This window comes from Streptomyces sp. NPDC053367, assembly GCF_044545925.1.
In the GTDB taxonomy this organism is placed as follows: Bacteria; Actinomycetota; Actinomycetes; order Streptomycetales; family Streptomycetaceae; genus Streptomyces.
This window is the reverse complement of the sequence record NZ_JBITYN010000010.1, coordinates 141,981-160,436: the sequence shown is the minus strand read 5'-3', so window position 1 is coordinate 160,436 and position 18,456 is coordinate 141,981. Positions and strand designations below refer to the sequence as shown.

The 18,456-nt window shown below is 68.9% G+C and carries 11 protein-coding genes; 9 read left to right on the top strand and 2 right to left on the bottom strand.

The genetic code is table 11. The features are described 5' to 3' along the window. Positions 1–34: 34 nt before the first annotated feature. Positions 35–1,978, bottom strand: a complete 1,944-nt coding sequence (locus tag ACIGXJ_RS27515; RefSeq protein ID WP_399650561.1) for an alpha-glucuronidase — start codon at positions 1,976–1,978, stop codon at positions 35–37. Between the two features lie 21 nt (positions 1,979–1,999). Next, positions 2,000–5,740: a GH92 family glycosyl hydrolase gene (locus ACIGXJ_RS27510; RefSeq protein WP_399650998.1), complete on the bottom strand. Its 3,741-nt coding sequence runs from the start codon at positions 5,738–5,740 to the stop codon at positions 2,000–2,002. Positions 5,741–6,156: 416 nt separating this feature from the next. Here ACIGXJ_RS27510 and ngcE point away from each other — a divergent pair, with 416 nt between their 5' ends. From ngcE to ACIGXJ_RS27465, 9 genes are all read left to right on the top strand, one after another. Next, positions 6,157–7,605, top strand: a complete 1,449-nt coding sequence (gene ngcE / locus ACIGXJ_RS27505; RefSeq protein WP_399650558.1) for an N-acetylglucosamine/diacetylchitobiose ABC transporter substrate-binding protein — start codon at positions 6,157–6,159, stop codon at positions 7,603–7,605. A 111-nt stretch (positions 7,606–7,716) separates the two neighbouring features. Continuing rightward, entirely contained in the window at positions 7,717–8,646 is a 930-nt protein-coding gene (locus ACIGXJ_RS27500) for a carbohydrate ABC transporter permease (RefSeq protein ID WP_399650555.1), read from the top strand. A gap of 20 nt (positions 8,647–8,666) precedes the next feature. Further along, positions 8,667–9,599, top strand: coding sequence for a carbohydrate ABC transporter permease (locus ACIGXJ_RS27495; RefSeq protein WP_399650552.1), 933 nt, complete (start codon positions 8,667–8,669; stop codon positions 9,597–9,599). A 209-nt stretch (positions 9,600–9,808) separates the two neighbouring features. Continuing rightward, positions 9,809–11,008 (top strand): ROK family protein, encoded by a 1,200-nt coding sequence (locus ACIGXJ_RS27490; RefSeq protein ID WP_399650549.1) that lies wholly within the window; start codon positions 9,809–9,811, stop codon positions 11,006–11,008. Between the two features lie 134 nt (positions 11,009–11,142). Next, a complete protein-coding gene (locus ACIGXJ_RS27485; RefSeq protein WP_399650547.1) occupies positions 11,143–12,222 on the top strand; it encodes a sugar ABC transporter substrate-binding protein in 1,080 nt (359 codons plus the stop codon). Positions 12,223–12,483: 261 nt separating this feature from the next. Further along, a complete protein-coding gene (locus ACIGXJ_RS27480) occupies positions 12,484–13,275 on the top strand; it encodes an ATP-binding cassette domain-containing protein (protein WP_399650544.1) in 792 nt (263 codons plus the stop codon). Then, the gene (locus ACIGXJ_RS27475) at positions 13,272–14,594 is read left to right on the top strand and encodes a sugar ABC transporter permease (RefSeq protein ID WP_399650542.1); all 1,323 of its coding nucleotides are present in this window, start codon (positions 13,272–13,274) and stop codon (positions 14,592–14,594) included. Before ACIGXJ_RS27480 ends, ACIGXJ_RS27475 begins: the two co-directional genes overlap by 4 nt. A gap of 209 nt (positions 14,595–14,803) precedes the next feature. After that, entirely contained in the window at positions 14,804–16,726 is a 1,923-nt protein-coding gene (dxs, locus tag ACIGXJ_RS27470) for a 1-deoxy-D-xylulose-5-phosphate synthase (protein ID WP_399650540.1), read from the top strand. Between the two features lie 142 nt (positions 16,727–16,868). After that, complete coding sequence (locus ACIGXJ_RS27465) at positions 16,869–18,392, top strand: amino acid permease (RefSeq protein ID WP_399650537.1); 1,524 nt, start codon at positions 16,869–16,871, stop codon at positions 18,390–18,392. Positions 18,393–18,456: the final 64 nt, after the last annotated feature.

Genomic DNA, 18,456 nt, shown 5'->3' with positions numbered 1-18,456 from the left:
CCGCGTGCCCGGCACCCCCGCGGGATCCCCGGCCTCAGCAGAGGCGGCGTCCGTGCGCGTCCGGCACCCCGGACTTGCGGAAGAAGTAGCTGTTCACCTGATCCCGCCACTCCCGCGCCGACCGCACCTGCTCCTCGAACAGCTCCGCCACCCGGGCGTGCCGCCCCACGTCCACCACGCCGTCCAGGCGCGCCCACACCCGGCGGGCCTCCTCCGCCTCCTCGACGCCCTCGAAGTGGGTGTCGTAGATGTGCTGGATCACCGTCTTCCCGCTGTGCAGGACATGCCCGTACGGCACGTGGTGGAAGAACAGCAGCAGCTCGTCCGGGCAGGTGTCCGGCGACTCGTAGACCCGCGCCCACGGCTCGGCGTACTGCGCGGCGAAGCCGGTGCCGGTGGCGGCGCTGCGGTCGACGCCGACGCCGTCGCGGTCGGCGAAGTGGTAGGTGCCCCACGGGCTGTACTCGTAGCCGTCGACGGCAGGCCCGTAGTGGTGCCCAGGCTGCACCATGAAGCCGACCCCGAGCGGGGCCGTGTACTTCTCGTACGTCCGCCACGAGCCGTCGAGGACCGCGTGCAGGTCCGCCGCCGCTCCGGGGCCGAAGGTGAGCCGGATCCACTCGTCGAGGATCTCCCGCGGATCCGCGTCCGGCCGCCAGGCCAGCCGCCCGAAGGTGTACAGGTTGGCCTGCGCCAGCGGATGCCCGGTCCAGTACGGGTCGTCACCGACGTTGGAGACCGCGACCAGACCGCCCCGGCACAACTCGCCCACGGACACGCCCTGCCGGACCGGAAACCGCAGCACCTCGCTCCACATCGGGCCCAGCCAGCACACGTGCCGCTGCTGCCCGGTGTACTCCTGGGTGGCCTGCACCTCCACCGCGAGCCGCGTCGCCGGCATCGCCCCGATCAGCGGTGACACCGGCTCGCGCACCTGGAAGTCCATCGGCCCGTGCTTCACCTGGAGCACGGCGTTGTCGGCGAACTCGCCGTCCAGCGGCACGAAGTGGTCGTACGCCGCCCGTGCCCGGTCCGTGGAGCGGTCCCGCCAGTCCTGCCGGTGGTCGTAGACGAACGCCCGCCAGTGGACCGTGCCGCCGTACGGCCGCAGCGCCTCGGCCAGCATGTTCGCGCCGTCGGCGTGGCTGCGGCCGTAGGCGAACGGGCCGGGCTGCCCCTCGGAGTCGGCCTTCACGACGAACCCGCCGAAGTCCCCGATCACCTCGTACACGCCCTGCGCGGCCCGCGCCCACCACTCCCGCACCCGCTCGTCCAGCGGGTCGGCGGTCGGGAGCCCGCCGAGCACGATCGGCGCCGCGAACGTCACCGACAGATGCGTCCGTATCCCGTACGCCCTGAACACCGCGGCATGCTCGGCGACCTCACCGATCCGGTCCGTCAGCAGACGCGCCTCGGTCTCGTGCACATTGACGTTGTTCACCGCCACCGCGTTGATCCCGCAGGACGCCAGCAGCCGCGCGTACGCCCGCAGCCGCTCCGGCTCTCCGCGCGCCCGGCCGTCCACCCAGAACAGGGACCCGCCCGCGTAGCCGCGCTCCACCTGGCCCATCACCGGGTGCACGGCCACGTTGTCCCAGTGGTCCAGCATGCGCAGCGCGAGCGCCGGACGGCAGGTCTCGCGCGGCCGCTCACCGGTGAACGCCTCCTCACCGAGCCGTACGACGTGGAACAGGCCGTACAGCAGCCCGGACGGCCCGGTCGCGGTGACGGTCGTCAGGTCGCCGGCGCGCTCGCAGGTGAACGCCTCGGACGCCTCGGAGCCCGTCAGGTCCAGCAGCAGGTCGTACGGCCCGGGGGCCGCGTCGCGGTCGACGCGGCCCCCGAACCGGGCGCAGGCCCGGGCCACTTCCTCGTGCACGGTGTCCACCAGCGGGCCCCAGCCGCGGACCAGCGTCCGCCGGCTGCCGATCGGCCGGAACACCTCGTCCGGCAGCCAGGCCGGGTCGGCACCCCGCATGCGTTCCTCCAACGAGTCCGCTCAGGCGAGCAGTTCGACCTCCGACAGCACCGCCTCTCCCGTCAGCACCAGGCGGTACCTCCCGTAACTACCCGGAGCGGCCACGGAGAACGCCCGCAGTTGCCGGTTCCAGCGGAAGGGTTCTCCCGAGCGCTCGTCGAGCGTCTCCCAGGTGGTGCCGTCGTCCGAGCCCTGGAGAGCCCAGCCGGCCGGCGCCCTCGTGCGGTCGGCCGGCGAGGTCAGCGTGTACTGCACGGCCCTGACCGGCCCGGACACCGGCAGGTCGACCGTCGTGACGGCCTCCTCCGTCGCCGAGGTGTCGTCGAACAGGGCACCCGCGCCCGCGAGGACGTCCGCGCGCGGCGACGGCACCTCGTCGTCCCGGGTGATCGACACCGGTGCGGCGAAGCGGCCCGTGCCCCACTTCGACGGCCGCGGACCCATCTCGAACTCCAGCTCGCCGCCGCGTGCGAGCAGGGCGTGGGGGAGCGCGGTCGACCGCCACCTGACGCCGTTGAACCGGACGTCCTGGACGTAGACGTTGCGCGCGCTGTTGCGCGGCGCCTTGACCACCAGCTCCCGGCCGTTCTCCAGGTGCACGGTCGCCCTGGTGAACAGCGGGGAGCCGATGGCGTACTCACCGCTGCCCATCACCAGCGGATAGAAGCCGAGCGCGGAGAACAGGAACCAGGCCGACTGCTCGCCGTTGTCCTCGTCGCCGTGGTAGCCCTGCCCGATCTCGCTGCCCACGTACAGCCGGGACAGCACCTCACGGACCTTCTCCTGCGCCTTCCAGGGCTGCCCGGCCGCGTCGTACATGTAGATCGCGTGGTGGGCGACCTGGTTGGAGTGCCCGTACATGCCCATCCGGACGTCCCTGGCCTCGGTCATCTCATGGATGACACCGCCGTACGACCCGACGAACTCCGGGGACGCCGTCTCGGGCGTGGCGAAGTACGCGTCGAGCTTGCCGGCGAGGCCGGAGCGGCCGCCGTAGAGGTTGGCCAGGCCCCGGCTGTCCTGCGGGGCGGTGAAGGCGTAGCCCCAGCCGTTGGTCTCCGTGTAGTCGTAGCCCCACACCCGCGGGTCGTACGTCGCGGAGTCCACCCGCCAGTCGCCCTCGGCGTCCCGGCCCTGGAAGAAGCCGGCCTCCCTGTCGAAGAGGCTGACGTAGTCCTGGGCCCGGTCGAGGAAGTACGCCGACTCCTCCTGGTAGCGCCGTTCGCCGGTCTGCCGGTACAGCGCCCGGCCCATCCGTGCGATGCCGTAGTCGTTGAGGTAACCCTCCAGCGCCCACGACAGGCCCTCGTGGGTGTCGGTGCTCGTGTAGCCGAGGAAGGGCGAGGTGGCCATGCCCTTGCGGCCCACCCCGGAGACCGGCGGCACCACGGTGGCGTTCTTCACCCCCGCGTCGTACGCCGCCCGCGCGTCGAAGTCGACGCCCTTGACATAGGCGTCCGCGAACGCCACGTCCGACGAGGTGCCGGTCATCAGGTCGGCGTAGCCGGGGGAGGACCAGCGCGAGGTCCAGCCGCCGTCCTTGTACTGCTGGACGAACCCGTCGGTCAGCTCGCCCGCCTGAGAGGGCGTCAGCAGCGAGTACGCCGGCCATGTCGTCCGGTAGGTGTCCCAGAAGCCGTTGTTGACGTACACCTTGCCGTCCACGATCTTCGCCCCGGTGTGCGTCGGGGTGTCGGGGCCCGGCATCGGCGAGAACGGGGAGGCGTACTTGTACGTCGAACCGACCTTCTCGAAGCCCGAGTTGGGGTACAGGTACAGCCGGTACAGGCTGGAGTAGAGGGTGGTCAGCTGGTCCGGCGTGGCGCCCTCGACCTCGACCTTGCCGAGGAGGCGGTCCCACTGCCGCTGGGCGCGGACGCGGACCTCCTCGAAGCCGGTGCCCTGCGGGATCTCCTGGCGGAGGTTGTCCTCGGCCTGGTCGGTGCTGATGAGGGAGGTGGCGATCCGCAGCGTGACGGTCCGGTCCTCGGCCTCGAAGCGCAGATAGCCCTTGACCCCGCTCGACGACCCCTCCGTCACGGGCTTGTCGAACTCGCCGTAGACGAACAGCCGGGTCGCGCCGGTGGACAGGCCGGACTTCACGTCCGAGTAGCCGGTGAAGGTGCCGCTCGCCGTGTCCAGCGTGAACCCCGCCTGGTCGGTGACGTTGTCGAACAGCACGCTCGCGTCGTCGCCGGGGTAGGTGAAGCGCAGCACCGCCGCGTGGTCGGTGGGGGTCATCTCGGCCTTGAGACCGTTCTCGAACGTCACGCCGTAGTAGTGCGGCCGCGCGGTCTCGTTCTCGTGCCGGAACGCCAGCTCGCGCGCCTCACGGCCGAGCTCCGGGGTGCCGGCCGCCGCCGAGGGCATCACCTGGAAGGTCTGCCGGTCGCCCATCCAGGGGCTGGGCTCATGGCTGGCGCTGAACGCCTGGACCGTCGGCAGGTTGTCGTCGTTGTTCCCGCGCGCGTAGTCGTAGAGCCAGCTCAGCGATCCCGCGTCGGTCACCGGCGTCCAGAAGTTGAACCCGTGCGGCACGGCCGTCGCCGGGAAGTCGTTGCCCCGCGAGAAGCCGCCGCTGGAGTGGGTGCCGCGGGTGGTGAGGGCGTAGTCGGACAGATGCGCCCTCGGCCGCTCCCGGGCCACCGGTGCGAGACGTACGTCGTCGATCCAGCCGCGGAACCCGGCGGGGCCGGCGGGGGAGTCGTACGCGATCAGGATCCGGTCGACCGTCCGGCCGGCCGCGACCGGCCCGATCCGCGCGGCCACGTTGTTCCACTGGTTGACGTACAGCACCTTCGCCGCGCCCTGCCCCCGCGGGCTCAGCTCGAAGCCGTGCTGGTCGCGCGCCCCGAGGTCGCTGAGGTGGGTGCCGTCGGTGAAGACGAGGTCGACGGAGACGTGGGTGGCGTCGTAGTCGCGGTCCCCGTCCGCCATGGACGGGAAGATCCGGTAGGACAGCTGGGTGTCGCGGCCCACGGCCACGTCCACGTCGAAGACCTTGTTGTACGAGTACGCCCGTCCGTCCGCGGTGTGGCGTCCGGCGTAACGCAGTGCACGCTTTCCGGTGAAGCCCGTCCCCGCCTTCGCGGTGGGCGAGCCGCTCGGGCCCCGGTCGACCAGCGACAGCATGTCCCGCGGTACGGGGCCGTCGCCGCCGCCGACCGAGAACTGCACGTCGGCGAGTTGGGTGATGGTGAGGGCGCCGTTGTTGCGGGTGATGTCCAGCCGGAAATAGCGGTACTCCGCCGGCTCGGCGAGGCCGTAGGTCTTCGTCTGGAAACGCTCGGCGAAGGTCTCGCCCGTGCGGGTGTCGAGGGTCTTCCAGTCCGTGCCGTCGGCGGAGCCCCGCAGCGTCCAGTCGCGCGGGTCGCGCTCGGCGTGGTCATTGGCAGAGGTGAGGGCGTACGTTACTGGTTTCACCGGTTTGTCCAGCTCGAACCGGGCCCACCCGCTCGGCTGGAAGACCAGCCACTTGGTGCTCGGCTCGCCGTCGACGAGGTTCTCCTTCACCTCGCCGCCGCCGGTGTTCTCGCCGCTGGCCCGGACGTCGGTGACATGGTCGGTCACATTGCCCGGGATGCCGCTGCTGTACCCGCCGTCCACACCGGAGGCGCGCTTGGTGCCGTCCGGCGTGGTGTCGACGGTGTTCAGCCAGTCGGGTGCCGGATCGCCCGCCTCGAAGGAGGAGGTGAACTCCCGTTCGGCGCCCTCCGGTTCCTCCGGCAGGGCGGCCGCCGCCCCAGGTGAGCCCACCGCCAAGGCCAGGACGGCGGCCAGGACCACCGCCCGGGCCGCTCTGTGCCGAACTCTGCGCACAAGCCCTCCCTGCACTTCGGACAACGTTGTCAACTTGAGTGCCAGGGACCAGTAGGGGCTCAAGTGGCGAAGCATGTCAAGGCTGTTGGCTGTGGCGTCCGGGGGTAATGCCGTGGATTTTTCCGGCAAGGTGCGCACGGGCGGCGGATATTTCCGCGAGGTCTCAACTCGGAAAAGACCGGCGGCGAACCTTGCATTCGATCTTGCTCCCCCGGCCGGAAGTGGACTATACCTGTCGGCGATCCCGGACCTTCCCCTGAGTCCCGGAGCGATTCGTGCACGACCCAGCTTGACCCCACCGCGGTGCCGGCGAGGATCCGGTTCACCGCCTGAGTCCTGGAGAAGGCGAGGACTTGAGCATGGGATCCACTTCCGCCGAGAACGAAAACGGTTCCTCGGGTGTCGGCCGCCGCGATCTGATGAAGCGGTCCGCCGCGCTCGGCCTGGTCGCCGTGCCGTCGATGGGTTTCCTGTCCGCCTGCGCGAGCGGCGGTGGAGGAGACGACTCGAACGAGGACACGCAGGGCAAGACGTCCAAGGACAACCCCTTCGGCGTCAAGAAGGGCAGCAAACTCGACGTCGTCATCTTCAAGGGCGGCTACGGCGACGACTACGCCAAGGCGTGGGAGGCCGGCTTCCAGAAGAAGTGGGGCGTCACCTCCACGCACACCGGCACGCAGGAGATCACCGGAAAGCTCCAGCCGCGCTTCAACGGCGGCAACCCGCCGGACATCGTCGACGACTCCGGCGCCCAGAAGATCAAGATCGACGTCCTGTACAAGAACGGCCAGCTCCTCGACCTCGCCGAGATCCTGGACGCCCCGAGCGTCGACGACCCGTCGAAGAAGGTCCGCGACACGGTCATCCCCGGCACGCTCGACCCGGGCCTGCAGGAGGGCAAGGTCGTCGCCCTGAACTACATCTACACGGTGTGGGGCCTGTGGTACTCCGGCAAGCTCTTCAAGGAGAAGGGCTGGGAGGAGCCCAAGACCTGGGACGACTTCCTCGCCATCTGCAAGGACGCCAAGTCCCAGAACATCGGCGGTCTCGCGCACCAGGGCAAGTACCCGTACTACATCAACGTCGCCATCATGGACCTGATCGCCAAGAAGGGCGGCCTGGACGCCATGAAGGCGATCGACAACCTCGACCCCAAGGCGTTCGTCGGCTCCGACGCCGCCCAGGCGGCCGTGGAGGCGGTCTACGAGGTCGTCGAGAAGGGCTACCTCATGCCCGGCACGAACGGCCTGACCCACACCGAGTCGCAGACCCGCTGGAACCAGTACAAGGCCGCGTTCATCACCTGTGGCTCCTGGCTGGAGAACGAGCAGATCAAGCAGACGCCGGCCGACTTCGACATGAAGTTCATGCCGATGCCGGTGCTGGCGGACAGCCAGATGCCGTACGAGGCGATCCGGGCCGGGTCCGGCGAGCCGTTCATCATCCCGGCCAAGGCCAAGAACCTGCCCGCGGCCAAGGAGTTCATGCGGATGATGCTGTCCCGCGAATGGTCGACGATCTTCGCCAAGGAGGCGAACTCGCTGACCATCCTCAAGGACGGCGTGGACCCGAGCGTGCAGCTGCGACCGGGTACGCAGTCGACGGTGGAGGCCTCGAAGGCCGCCGGTGACAACACCTTCCGGTTCCTGTACACCGAGTGGTACAGCGAAATGGACACGGCGATCCAGAACGCGTCCAATGAGCTGATGGCGAAGCGGATCCAGCCCAAGGAGTGGCTGAAGCGGGCGCAGGCGGCGGTGGACAAGGCCGCCAAGGACCCGGCGTCCAAGAACAACCGCCGGGAATAATCGCCGGGTCTCGCCGTTCGGGGCGCGGGGGACCAGCGGGATACCGGTCGTCGGGTGGCCGGTCGCGCGGTTCGCCGCGCCCCTTCAGGCCAACAACGGGCAGGAAAATCAATGCGCAGAGGGCAGTACCGGTTCGTCGCGGGGTTTCTCTTCGTCCCTGTGGCGTTGTATCTCGTCTTCGTCATCTGGCCCTATCTCCAGACGATCGGCTATTCGCTGACCGACTGGAAGGGGCAGTCGCAGACGTTCAACTTCGTCGGGCTCGACAACTACAAGGAGTTGTTCCAGGACGACATCTTCCTGGGGGCCGTCTGGCACAACATCCTGTTCCTGGTGTTCATCCCGGTGATCACCATTCTCCTCGCGTTGTTCTTCGCGTTCATGCTGAACGCGGGCGGACGCAGCCGGGCCGGCGGCGTTTCCGGGGTCGCCGGCTCGAAGTTCTACAAGGTCGTCTACTTCTTCCCGCAGGTGCTCTCGCTCGCGATTCTCGCGGTGCTGTTCGGGGCCGTGTACCGCAGTGACAGCGGCGGCATGCTGAACGGCCTGCTGATGAAAGCGGGACTGGTCGACGAGGCGAGCCCGGTGGAATGGCTCAACGAGCCGAACATGGTGCTGTGGATGCTGATGCTGGTCGTCGTCTGGCACGGCGTCGGCTTCTATCTGGTGCTGTTCTCCGCGGCCATGCAGTCCATTCCGCGGGACATCTACGAGGCGGCCCTCATCGACGGTGCCGGGCGCGCCCAGTCGTTCTTCCGGATCACGCTGCCGCTGCTGTGGGACTCGGTGCAGACCGCCTGGGTCTACCTCGGCATCGCGGCGATGGACATGTTCATCCTGGTGTCCACCATGACGGCCGGTGAGTTCGGCGGCGGCCCCGACCACCACAGCGAGGTCATGGCGACCGTGATGATGCGCAACTTCCTCATCTACGGCAAGAGCGGCTACGCCTGCGCCATGGGCGTGGTGATGCTGCTGCTCACCCTGATCCTGTCCGTGGTCATGCTGCGCGCCACCCGCCGCGAGCGCATCGAGTTCTGAGCGGGAGAGAGACGACCGACATGAGCGCACCCATCGACGAGACCCCCGTGAAAGAGGCCGTGCCCGTCCGGCGGCCCGTGGACAAGGTCCCCGCCCGCACCGAGGCCCCCCGCAACGAGGGCGTCGTCCTGAACGTCTTCTCGCACGGCTTCCTCGCCCTGTGGGCCCTGCTGATCGTGCTGCCGCTGCTGTGGCTGGTGCTCAGCTCCTTCAAGACCGACGCCCAGATCGGCGGCTCGGCCTTCGGCTGGCCGCAGAACTGGGACCTGGACGTGTTCGCCCGGGCCTGGGACAAGGGCATCGGCGACTACTTCCTCAACACGGTCATCGTGCTGGCCTTCTCCGTGCCGCTGACCATGCTGTTCGGCTCCATGGCCGCGTACGTCCTCGCCCGCTACCAGTTCTGGGGCAACCGCCTGCTGTACTACTTCTTCGTCGCGGGCGCGATGTTCCCGGTGTTCCTGGCGCTGGTGCCGCTGTTCTTCATGGTCAAGCGGCTGGACATGCTGAACAGCTACCAGGGCCTGATCCTGGTGTACGTCGCCTACTCGATGCCGTTCACGGTGTTCTTCATGCACGCCTTCTTCCGGACGTTGCCGACCGCGGTGTTCGAGGCGGCGATCCTGGACGGCGCCTCGCACGCGCGGACCTTCTTCCAGGTGATGCTGCCGATGGCCAAGCCGGGCCTGATCAGCGTCGGGATCTTCAACACGCTGGGGCAGTGGAACCAGTTCATCCTGCCCACGGTGCTGATGCAGCCGCAGAGCGGCGACGACCCCGAGCGCTATGTGCTCACCCAGGGTCTGATCCAGCTCCAGCAGCAGCAGGGCTACGCCACCGACCTGCCGGTGCTCTTCGCCGGCGTCAGCATCGCCATGATCCCCATGCTGGTGGTGTACCTGTCGTTCCAGCGCCAGGTGCAGGCCGGACTGACCTCGGCGACGCTGAAGTGACCCGGGGCCGCCGCCCTTGAAGTGACCCAGCGCACACACCCGTACGCACGCCGCTTCCGCCCCAGGAAGCGGCGTGTGTCGTTGTGTCCCTGCTCGCGGAAAGGGTTCAACCTCTTGACGGGAGGCAACCCGAACAGCTCAGCTTAGAGTTCACTAGTTGGACATGAACGGGGCCTCGCTGAAGCGGCCCCGCCGCGCAGGAGGTCGTCGTGGAGACTCCGGGGTCGCAGTCGTCGCTGCACCGAGCCAACCTCGAGCGGGTGGTCCGCGCCGTACGGCTGGCCGGTTCCCTCACGCAGGCGGAGATCGCGAGGACCACGGGTCTGTCCGCGGCGACGGTCTCCAACATCGTGCGCGAGCTCAAGGACGGCGGAACGGTCGAGGTCACGCCCACCTCGGCGGGCGGCCGCCGGGCTCGCAGCGTGTCCCTGAGCGGGGACGCCGGCATCGTGATCGGCGTCGACTTCGGGCACACGCACCTCAGGGTCGCCCTCGGCAATCTCGCCCACCAGGTGCTCGCCGAGGAGTCCGAGCCGCTGGACGTGGACGCCTCCGCCGCACAGGGCTTCGACCGGGCGGAGGAACTGGTCAGCAGGCTGATCGCGGTGACCGGTGTCGACCGCTCCAAGATCGCCGGGGTGGGTCTCGGCGTGCCCGGCCCGATCGACGTGGAGTCCGGCCAGCTGGGCTCGACCGCGATCCTGCCGGGCTGGGGCGGCACCCGTCCGGCCGAAGAGCTGCGCGGCCGTCTGGGTGTTCCCGTGCACGTGGACAACGACGCCAACCTGGGTGCCCTCGGAGAGCTCGTCTGGGGCGCGGGCAAGGGCGTTCGGGACCTGGCGTACATCAAGGTCTCCAGCGGTGTCGGAGCCGGTCTGGTGATCGACGGGAACATCTACCGCGGCCCTGGTGGCACCGCGGGAGAAATCGGACATATTACTCTTGATGAATCCGGCCCGGTCTGCCGCTGCGGCAACCGCGGCTGCCTGGAGACCTTCGCGGCGGCGCGCTATGTGCTGCCGCTCCTCCAGCCCAGCCACGGAACCGACCTGACCATGGAAGGCGTAGTCAGGCTGGCCAGGGACGGTGATCCGGGCTGCCGTCGGGTGATCGCCGACGTCGGCCGACACATCGGCAGTGGAGTGGCCAATCTCTGCAATCTGCTGAACCCGAGCCGGGTCGTCCTGGGCGGTGATCTCGCCGAGGCCGGAGAACTGGTGCTCGGGCCGATCAGGGAGTCTGTCGGCCGCTACGCGATCCCCAGCGCGGCGCGCCAACTCTCCGTTCTCCCGGGGGCACTTGGGGGCCGTGCGGAGGTGCTCGGAGCGCTCGCCCTCGCCCTCAGCGAGATGGGTGATTCGACACTTTTGGACGGCACGCTGCACAAGGCGGCGCCTGCCTTCACTTAGAGAACGGATGGCACCGTTGCCATCTCGTTAAGGATTTACTTCTTGACGTCGCACGTGTGGCCGAGTTGACTTCCAGCCACCTCGGCCGCAACGACGCGGCCTCGTCAGGGAGGTTTCTAGAAGTGAACACGTTTATGCGTCGTGCCGCCGTTCCCGTGCTGGTCTCGACTCTGGCTCTGACCGCCGCCGCCTGTGGCACGGCCGGTGACGACGACTCCGACAGCGGCAGCTCGGACAACAAGTCGATCGGTCTGCTCCTGCCGGACAGCGTCACGGCTCGGTACGAGAAGTTCGACCGGCCCTACTTCGAGGCCAAGGTCAAGGAGCTCTGCTCCGACTGCACCGTCGACTACGCGAACGCCGCGGCCGACGCCAACAAGCAGGCGCAGCAGGTCAGCACCATGGTCACCAAGGGCGTGAAGGTCATCGTGATCTCCGCCCAGGACTCGGCCGCCATCAAGTCCTCCATCCAGGCCGCCGTGGACAAGGGCGTCAAGGTCGTCGCGTACGACCGTCTGGCCCAGGGCCCGGTCTCCGCGTACGTCTCCTTCGACAACGTCAAGGTCGGTGAGCTCCAGGGCCAGGCGCTGCTCGACGCCATGGGCTCCAAGGCCTCCCCGAAGGCGAACGTCGTCATGATCAACGGTGACGACGCCGACCCGAACGCCGCCCAGTTCAAGGAAGGCGCCCACAAGGCGCTCGACGGCAAGGTGAAGATCGCCTACGAGCAGTCCGGCCTCTGGAAGGACACCGTCGCCGCGGAGAAGATGTCCGCCGCCATCACCCAGCTGGGCGCGAAGAACATCGCCGGTGTCTACTCCGCCAACGACGGCATGGCCGGTGGTATCGCCAACACCCTCAAGGGCGCGGGCATCAGCAGCACCCCGCTGACCGGCCAGGACGCCGAACTCGCCGCCATCCAGCGGATCGTCGCCGGCACCCAGTCCGCCACGGTCTACAAGGCCTACAAGCCCGAGGCCGACACCGCCGCCGAGATCGCCGTCGGCCTGCTGGAGGGCAAGGACGTCAAGTCCCTGACCGACACCGAGGTCACCAGCGGCTCCGGCGACAAGGTCCCCGCGAAGCTGCTGACCCCGGTCTCCGTCACCAAGGCCAACATCAAGGACACGGTCGTCAAGGACGGCCTGTACACGGTGGCGCAGATCTGCACCGCCCAGTACGCCGCCGGCTGCAAGGCCGCCGGCCTCCAGTAGGTCCCACCAGCGCGGCCAGGTGCTCCCCGTGACCACCCGGCCGCCCCGCGAAGCTCCTCCGGCGTCCGCCCCGCCTTCCAACCCCGCTGCGCGGCGGGCGCCGGACGGAAACCGTTGCCACGCGTGACGGATTCGCGCATGTTCATCTGTAAACCTAGTGCGTCAGCTCCGCCGCCGGCCGACCGAAGGCCGCGGCCCTGCGCACATCCCTCCGCGCCTGTAAGCAAGCGCGGCATCCCCGCCGGTCAGGCGGCGAAGGAGATGGTTCACGTGTCCGCTACGCCCGTGCTGGCGTTGCGCGGAGTCTCCAAGCGGTTCGGTGCAGTGCAGGCACTCACCGACGTCGAGCTGGAGGTTCACGCCGGAGAAGTGGTCGCCCTGGTCGGCGACAACGGCGCAGGCAAGTCGACCCTGGTGAAGACGATCGCCGGTGTCCACCCCATCGATGAGGGCGTCATCGAGTGGAACGGCAAGCCCGTCAGCATCAACAAGCCGCACGACGCCCAGGGACTCGGCGTCGCGACGGTCTACCAGGACCTCGCGTTGTGCGACAACCTCGACGTGGTCGGCAACCTCTACCTCGGACGTGAGCTGCTCCATCGCGGTGTCATCGACGAGGTGACGATGGAGAAGAACTCCCGGGAGCTGCTGTCGACGCTCTCCATCCGCATTCCGAGCGTGCGCATCCCGATCGCTAGCCTCTCCGGCGGTCAGCGCCAGGTCGTGGCCATCGCCCGCGCCCTCATCGGCGAGCCCAAGCTGGTCATCCTCGACGAGCCCACCGCGGCCCTGGGCGTCGAGCAGACCGCCCAGGTCCTCGACCTCGTCGAGCGGCTGCGCGAGCGCGACCTCGCCGTCATCCTGATCAGCCACAACATGGCCGACGTCAAGGCGGTCGCGGACACCGTCGCCGTACTGCGTCTGGGCAAGAACAACGGCGTGTTCCCCGTCAAGGACACCAGCCACGAAGAGATCATCGCCGCGATCACCGGTGCCACGGACAACGCCGTGACCCGTCGTGCGGGGCGTCGCAGCACGGAGGCGGAAAAGTGAGCGACACATCGAAGGTTTCGAAGTCGAAGGGCACGGTGGAGAACCAGAACACCGTCGCGCCCGCCGACGACCCCACTGCCGCCGCGGTCACCGTCGTCGACCCGCGCCTGCTCGTCCGTGAAGAGGGCTTCAAGGGCTACATCACGGAGTTCAAGCGCAAGATCAAGGGCGGTGAGCTGGGCTCGCTGCCGGTCGTCATCGGCCTGATCATCATCTGGATCATCTTCCAGGCGAAGAACGACCGCTTCCTGAGCGCCGACAACCTCTCCGACATCAGCTTCTTCATGTCGGCGACCGGCATGCTGGCCATCGGGCTCGTGTTCGTCCTGCTCCTCGGCGAGATCGACCTCTCCGTCGGTTCCGTCAGCGGCCTCGCGTCCACGCTGTTCGCCGTGTGGGTGGTCGAGAACGGCATGAACAGCTGGCTGGCCCTGGTGCTGGCGATCGCGACCGGTGTGGCCATCGGCGCGTTGCACGGCTGGTTCTTCGCCAAGATCGGTGTACCGGCGTTCGTCGTGACCCTGGCCGGCTTCCTCGGCTGGAACGGTCTGATGCTGTGGCTGCTCGGTTCGAGCGGCACCATCAACATCCCGAACGACGAGGGCCCGGTGAAGCTCTTCGGCCAGAGCTCCTTCTTCATGGACCAGGCCATCATCGGCGCCTACCTGCTGGCCGGTCTCGGCGTCGTGCTGTCGCTCGTCGGCAACTTCGGCGAGCAGCGCCGCCGCCGGGCCGCCGGTGTGCCCTTCCGGCCCACCAGCGAGATCCTCGTCCGCGTCGGTCTGCTGGCCATCGCGGCCTTCGTCGCGGCCGCCGTGCTGAACAACGCGCAGGGTGTGTCCAACGCCCTGGTGATCTTCCTGGCTGCGCTGGTCATCGTGGACTTCGTGCTGCGTCGTACGACGTACGGCCGCAAGGTCTTCGCGGTCGGCGGCGGTATCGAGGCGGCGCGCCGTGCCGGTATCAGCGTGCCGATGGTCCGGATCAGCGTGTTCGCCATCTCCGGTGGCTTCGCGGCGATCGGCGGCATGTTCTTCGCCGGCCAGACGGCCTCCGCGACGCTGAGCGCCGGTGGCGGCAACACGCTGATGCTGGCCATCGCGGCGGCGGTCATCGGCGGTACCTCGCTGTTCGGCGGGCGTGGCTCCGTGTGGTCCGCGCTCCTCGGCATGCTGGTGATCCAGTCGATCACCACCGGTCTGAACCTGCTGAACATGAACACCTCGATCCAGTACATGATCACCGGTGGTGTTCTGCTGGGCGCGGTGGTCATCGACTCGGTGTCCCGCAGGAGCCAGAAGGCCGCCGGTCGCGCCTGACGGATCGCCCCTCGCCGTACGGGGTGCGGCGGGACCGCGTCGGACTCGCCGTCTCGGCTGGTCACGCGGTTCCCCGCGCCCCTTGGAAGCAGGTCGGTACACGTGCCCGGCACTCACAGGTGCCGGGCATCGTCGTGTCACGGGAACGGGCGACATAGACTCGTCCAAGCCCGGCAACAGCTCAACAGCTCTACTGCAAGGAGGCACGGGTGCCGCTGCTGACCCGCATCACGGGACCGCGCGATCTGGACCGGCTCAGCCTGGAGCAGCTGGACCAGCTGGCCGGGGAGATCCGGACCTTCCTCGTCCAGGAGGTCTCCAAGACCGGCGGGCACCTGGGTCCCAACCTCGGTGTGGTGGAGCTGACCATCGCCCTGCACCGCGTCTTCGAGTCGCCCAAGGACAAGGTGCTCTGGGACACCGGCCACCAGTCCTACGTGCACAAGCTGCTCACCGGCCGGCAGGACTTCTCCCGGCTGAAGATGAAGGGCGGCCTGTCCGGCTACCCCTCACAGGCCGAGTCCGAGCACGACGTCATCGAGAACAGCCACGCCTCCACCGTCCTCGGCTGGGCCGACGGCATCGCCAAGGCGAACCAGCTGATGAAACGCGACAGCCATGTCGTCGCCGTCATCGGTGACGGCGCCCTCACCGGCGGTATGGCCTGGGAGGCGCTGAACAACATCGCCGACGCCAAGGACCGCCCGCTGGTCATCGTCGTCAACGACAACGAGCGCTCCTACGCCCCCACCATCGGCGGCCTCGCCAACCACCTGGCGACCCTGCGCACCACCGACGGCTACGAGCGCTTCCTGGCCCGCACCAAGGACCTCCTGGAGCGCACCCCGGTCGTCGGCAAGCCGCTCTTCGACACCCTGCACGGCGCCAAGAAGGGCCTGAAGGACTTCATCGCCCCGCAGGGCATGTTCGAGGACCTGGGCCTGAAGTACGTCGGCCCGATCGACGGCCACGACATCGAGGCGCTGGAGTCCGCGCTGGCCCGTGCCAAGCGGTTCAACGGCCCGGTCATCGTGCACTGCCTCACCGAGAAGGGCCGCGGCTACCAGCCCGCCCTCCAGGACGAGGCCGACCGCTTCCACGCCGTCGGCAAGATCCACCCCGACACCGGCCTGCCCATCGCCTCCTCCGGCGCCGACTGGACCTCCGTCTTCGGCGAGGAGATGGTCAAGCTCGGCGAGGAGCGCGAGGACATCGTCGCGATCACCGCGGCCATGCTCCACCCGGTCGGCCTGGACAAGTTCGCCAAGCGCTTCCCCGACCGGGTCTACGACGTCGGCATCGCCGAGCAGCACGGCGCGGTCTCCGCTGCGGGCCTCGCCCACGCGGGCGTGCACCCCGTCTTCGCCGTCTACGCCACCTTCCTCAACCGCGCCTTCGACCAGGTCCTGATGGACGTCGCCCTGCACAAGTGCGGTGTGACCTTCGTCCTGGACCGGGCCGGCATCACCGGCACCGACGGCGCCTCCCACAACGGCATGTGGGACATGTCGATCCTCCAGGTCGTCCCCGGCCTCAGGCTCGCCGCCCCGCGCGACGCCGACCAGGTGCGCGCCCAGCTCCGCGAGGCCGTCCAGGTGACGGACGCGCCGACCGTGGTGCGCTTCTCCAAGGGCGCCGTCGGCCCCGCCGTACCGGCCGTGGGCAGGGTCGGCGGCATGGACGTGCTGCGCGAGCCCGGCACCGACCGGCCGGACGTCCTCCTCGTCTCGGTCGGCGCGCTGGCCCCCATGTGCCTGGAGATCGCCGGCCTGCTGGAGCAGCAGGGCATCTCCACCACCGTCGTCGACCCGCGCTGGGTCAAGCCCGTCGACGAGGCCATGGCCCCGCTCGCCGAGCGCCACCGCGTGGTCGTCACCGTCGAGGACAACTCCCGCGTCGGCGGTGTCGGCTCCGCGATCGCCCAGGCCCTGCGCGACGCCGGCGTCGACGTCCCGCTGCGCGACTTCGGCATCCCGCCGCGCTTCCTCGACCACGCCTCCCGCGCCGAGGTCATGGCCGAGATCGGACTGACCGCGCCGGACATCGCCCGGCAGGTGACCGGTCTGGTGTCCCGGATCGACGGCCGGTTCGACCGGGAGAGCGCCGACGAGGCCGAGCCCGCCCGCGACTGACGTTCGAACACACCCGAATGGGCCGGTTCCACCACTGCGAGAGTGGTGAAACCGGCCCATTCGCGTGAAACCGCTCGTGCCGGGGCATACGTGGGAGACCCCCTCTCGATCATGTCGGGGACGACAAGTGGGAGGTAAGCCCGTGAGCAGTTCCCTCTTCCGGACGAAGAAGGTCGAACAGTCCATCCTCGACACCGAGGAGCCCGAGCACGCGCTCAAGAAGTCCCTGTCCGCCCTGGACCTCACGGTGTTCGGCGTCGGTGTGATCATCGGCACCGGCATCTTCGTCCTCACCGGCACGGTGGCCAGGAACAACGCCGGACCCGCCGTGGCCCTCGCCTTCGTGGCGGCCGGTGTGGTCTGCGCGCTCGCCGCACTGTGCTACGCCGAGTTCGCCTCCACCGTCCCGGTGGCGGGCTCCGCCTACACGTTCTCCTACGCCTCCCTCGGCGAACTGCCCGCCTGGACCATCGGCTGGGACCTCGTCCTGGAGTTCGCGCTCGGTACGGCGGTGGTGGCCGTCGGCTGGTCCGGCTACATCGCCTCACTGCTGGACAACGCGGGCTGGCACCTGCCCGAGGCGCTCGGCACCCGTGACGGCGCCGACGGCTTCGGGTTCGACATCCTCGCCGCCGCGCTGGTCCTGGTCCTCACCGGCATCCTCGTCCTCGGCACCAAGCTGTCCGCGCGGGTGACCTCGATCGTCGTCGCCGTGAAGGTGACGGTCGTGCTCACCGTGATCATCGCGGGTGCGTTCTTCATCGTGGGCGACAACTACGACCCGTTCATCCCCAAGGCCCAGGAGGTCCCGGCCGGCGACAGCCTGCAGTCCCCGCTCATCCAGCTGATGTTCGGCTGGGCGCCCTCCAACTTCGGCGTCATGGGCATCTTCACCGCCGCCTCCGTGGTCTTCTTCGCCTTCATCGGTTTCGACGTCGTCGCCACGGCCGCCGAGGAGACCCGCAACCCGCAGCGCGACATGCCCCGCGGCATCCTGGGTTCCCTGTTCATCTGCACGGCCCTGTACGTGGCGGTGTCGATCGTGGTCACCGGCATGCAGCACTACACCAAGCTGTCCATCACGGCTCCGCTCGCCGACGCCTTCAAGGCCACCGGGCACCCCTGGTTCGCGGGCTTCATCAGCTTCGGTGCCGCCGTCGGCCTCACCACGGTCTGCATGATCCTGCTGCTGGGCCAGACCCGCGTCTTCTTCGCCATGAGCCGCGACGGACTGCTGCCGCGGTTCTTCTCCCACGTCCACCCGAGGTTCAAGACCCCGCACCGGCCGACCATCCTGCTCGGCGTGCTCATCGCGATCCTCGCCGGCTTCACCCCCCTCAGCGAACTCGCCGAACTCGTCAACATCGGCACCCTGTTCGCCTTCGTCGTCGTCGCGATCGGCGTGATCATCCTGCGCCGCACCCGCCCCGACCTGCACCGGGCCTTCCGCACCCCCTGGGTCCCGTTCGTCCCCGTCCTCTCGGTGCTCGCCTCCCTCTGGCTGATGCTCAACCTCCCCGCCGAGACCTGGCTCCGCTTCGCCGGCTGGATGGCCGTCGGCTTCGTCGTCTACTTCCTCTACGGCCGCTCCCACAGCCGCCTGGGCCGCCAGGAGGAGGCACGCGTGGGGGACGTGCTCAGGCCGCCGCGGGGCGAGGAGGACTGACCTCACGCTCTCAGCCGGCCTCCAAGGGGCGCGGGGAACTGCGCGACACGCCACGACGGGCAAG

Bases quoted from the DNA above. Each gene is read 5' to 3' on its own strand.
- ACIGXJ_RS27515 (WP_399650561.1), bottom strand. From the start codon at position 1,978: ATGCGGGGTGCCGACCCGGCCTGGCTGCCGGACGAGGTGTTCCGGCCG.
- ngcE (WP_399650558.1), top strand. From the start codon at position 6,157: ATGGGATCCACTTCCGCCGAGAACGAAAACGGTTCCTCGGGTGTCGGC.
- ACIGXJ_RS27500 (WP_399650555.1), top strand. From the start codon at position 7,717: ATGCGCAGAGGGCAGTACCGGTTCGTCGCGGGGTTTCTCTTCGTCCCT.
- ACIGXJ_RS27495 (WP_399650552.1), top strand. From the start codon at position 8,667: ATGAGCGCACCCATCGACGAGACCCCCGTGAAAGAGGCCGTGCCCGTC.
- ACIGXJ_RS27485 (WP_399650547.1), top strand. From the start codon at position 11,143: ATGCGTCGTGCCGCCGTTCCCGTGCTGGTCTCGACTCTGGCTCTGACC.
- ACIGXJ_RS27480 (WP_399650544.1), top strand. From the start codon at position 12,484: ATGGTTCACGTGTCCGCTACGCCCGTGCTGGCGTTGCGCGGAGTCTCC.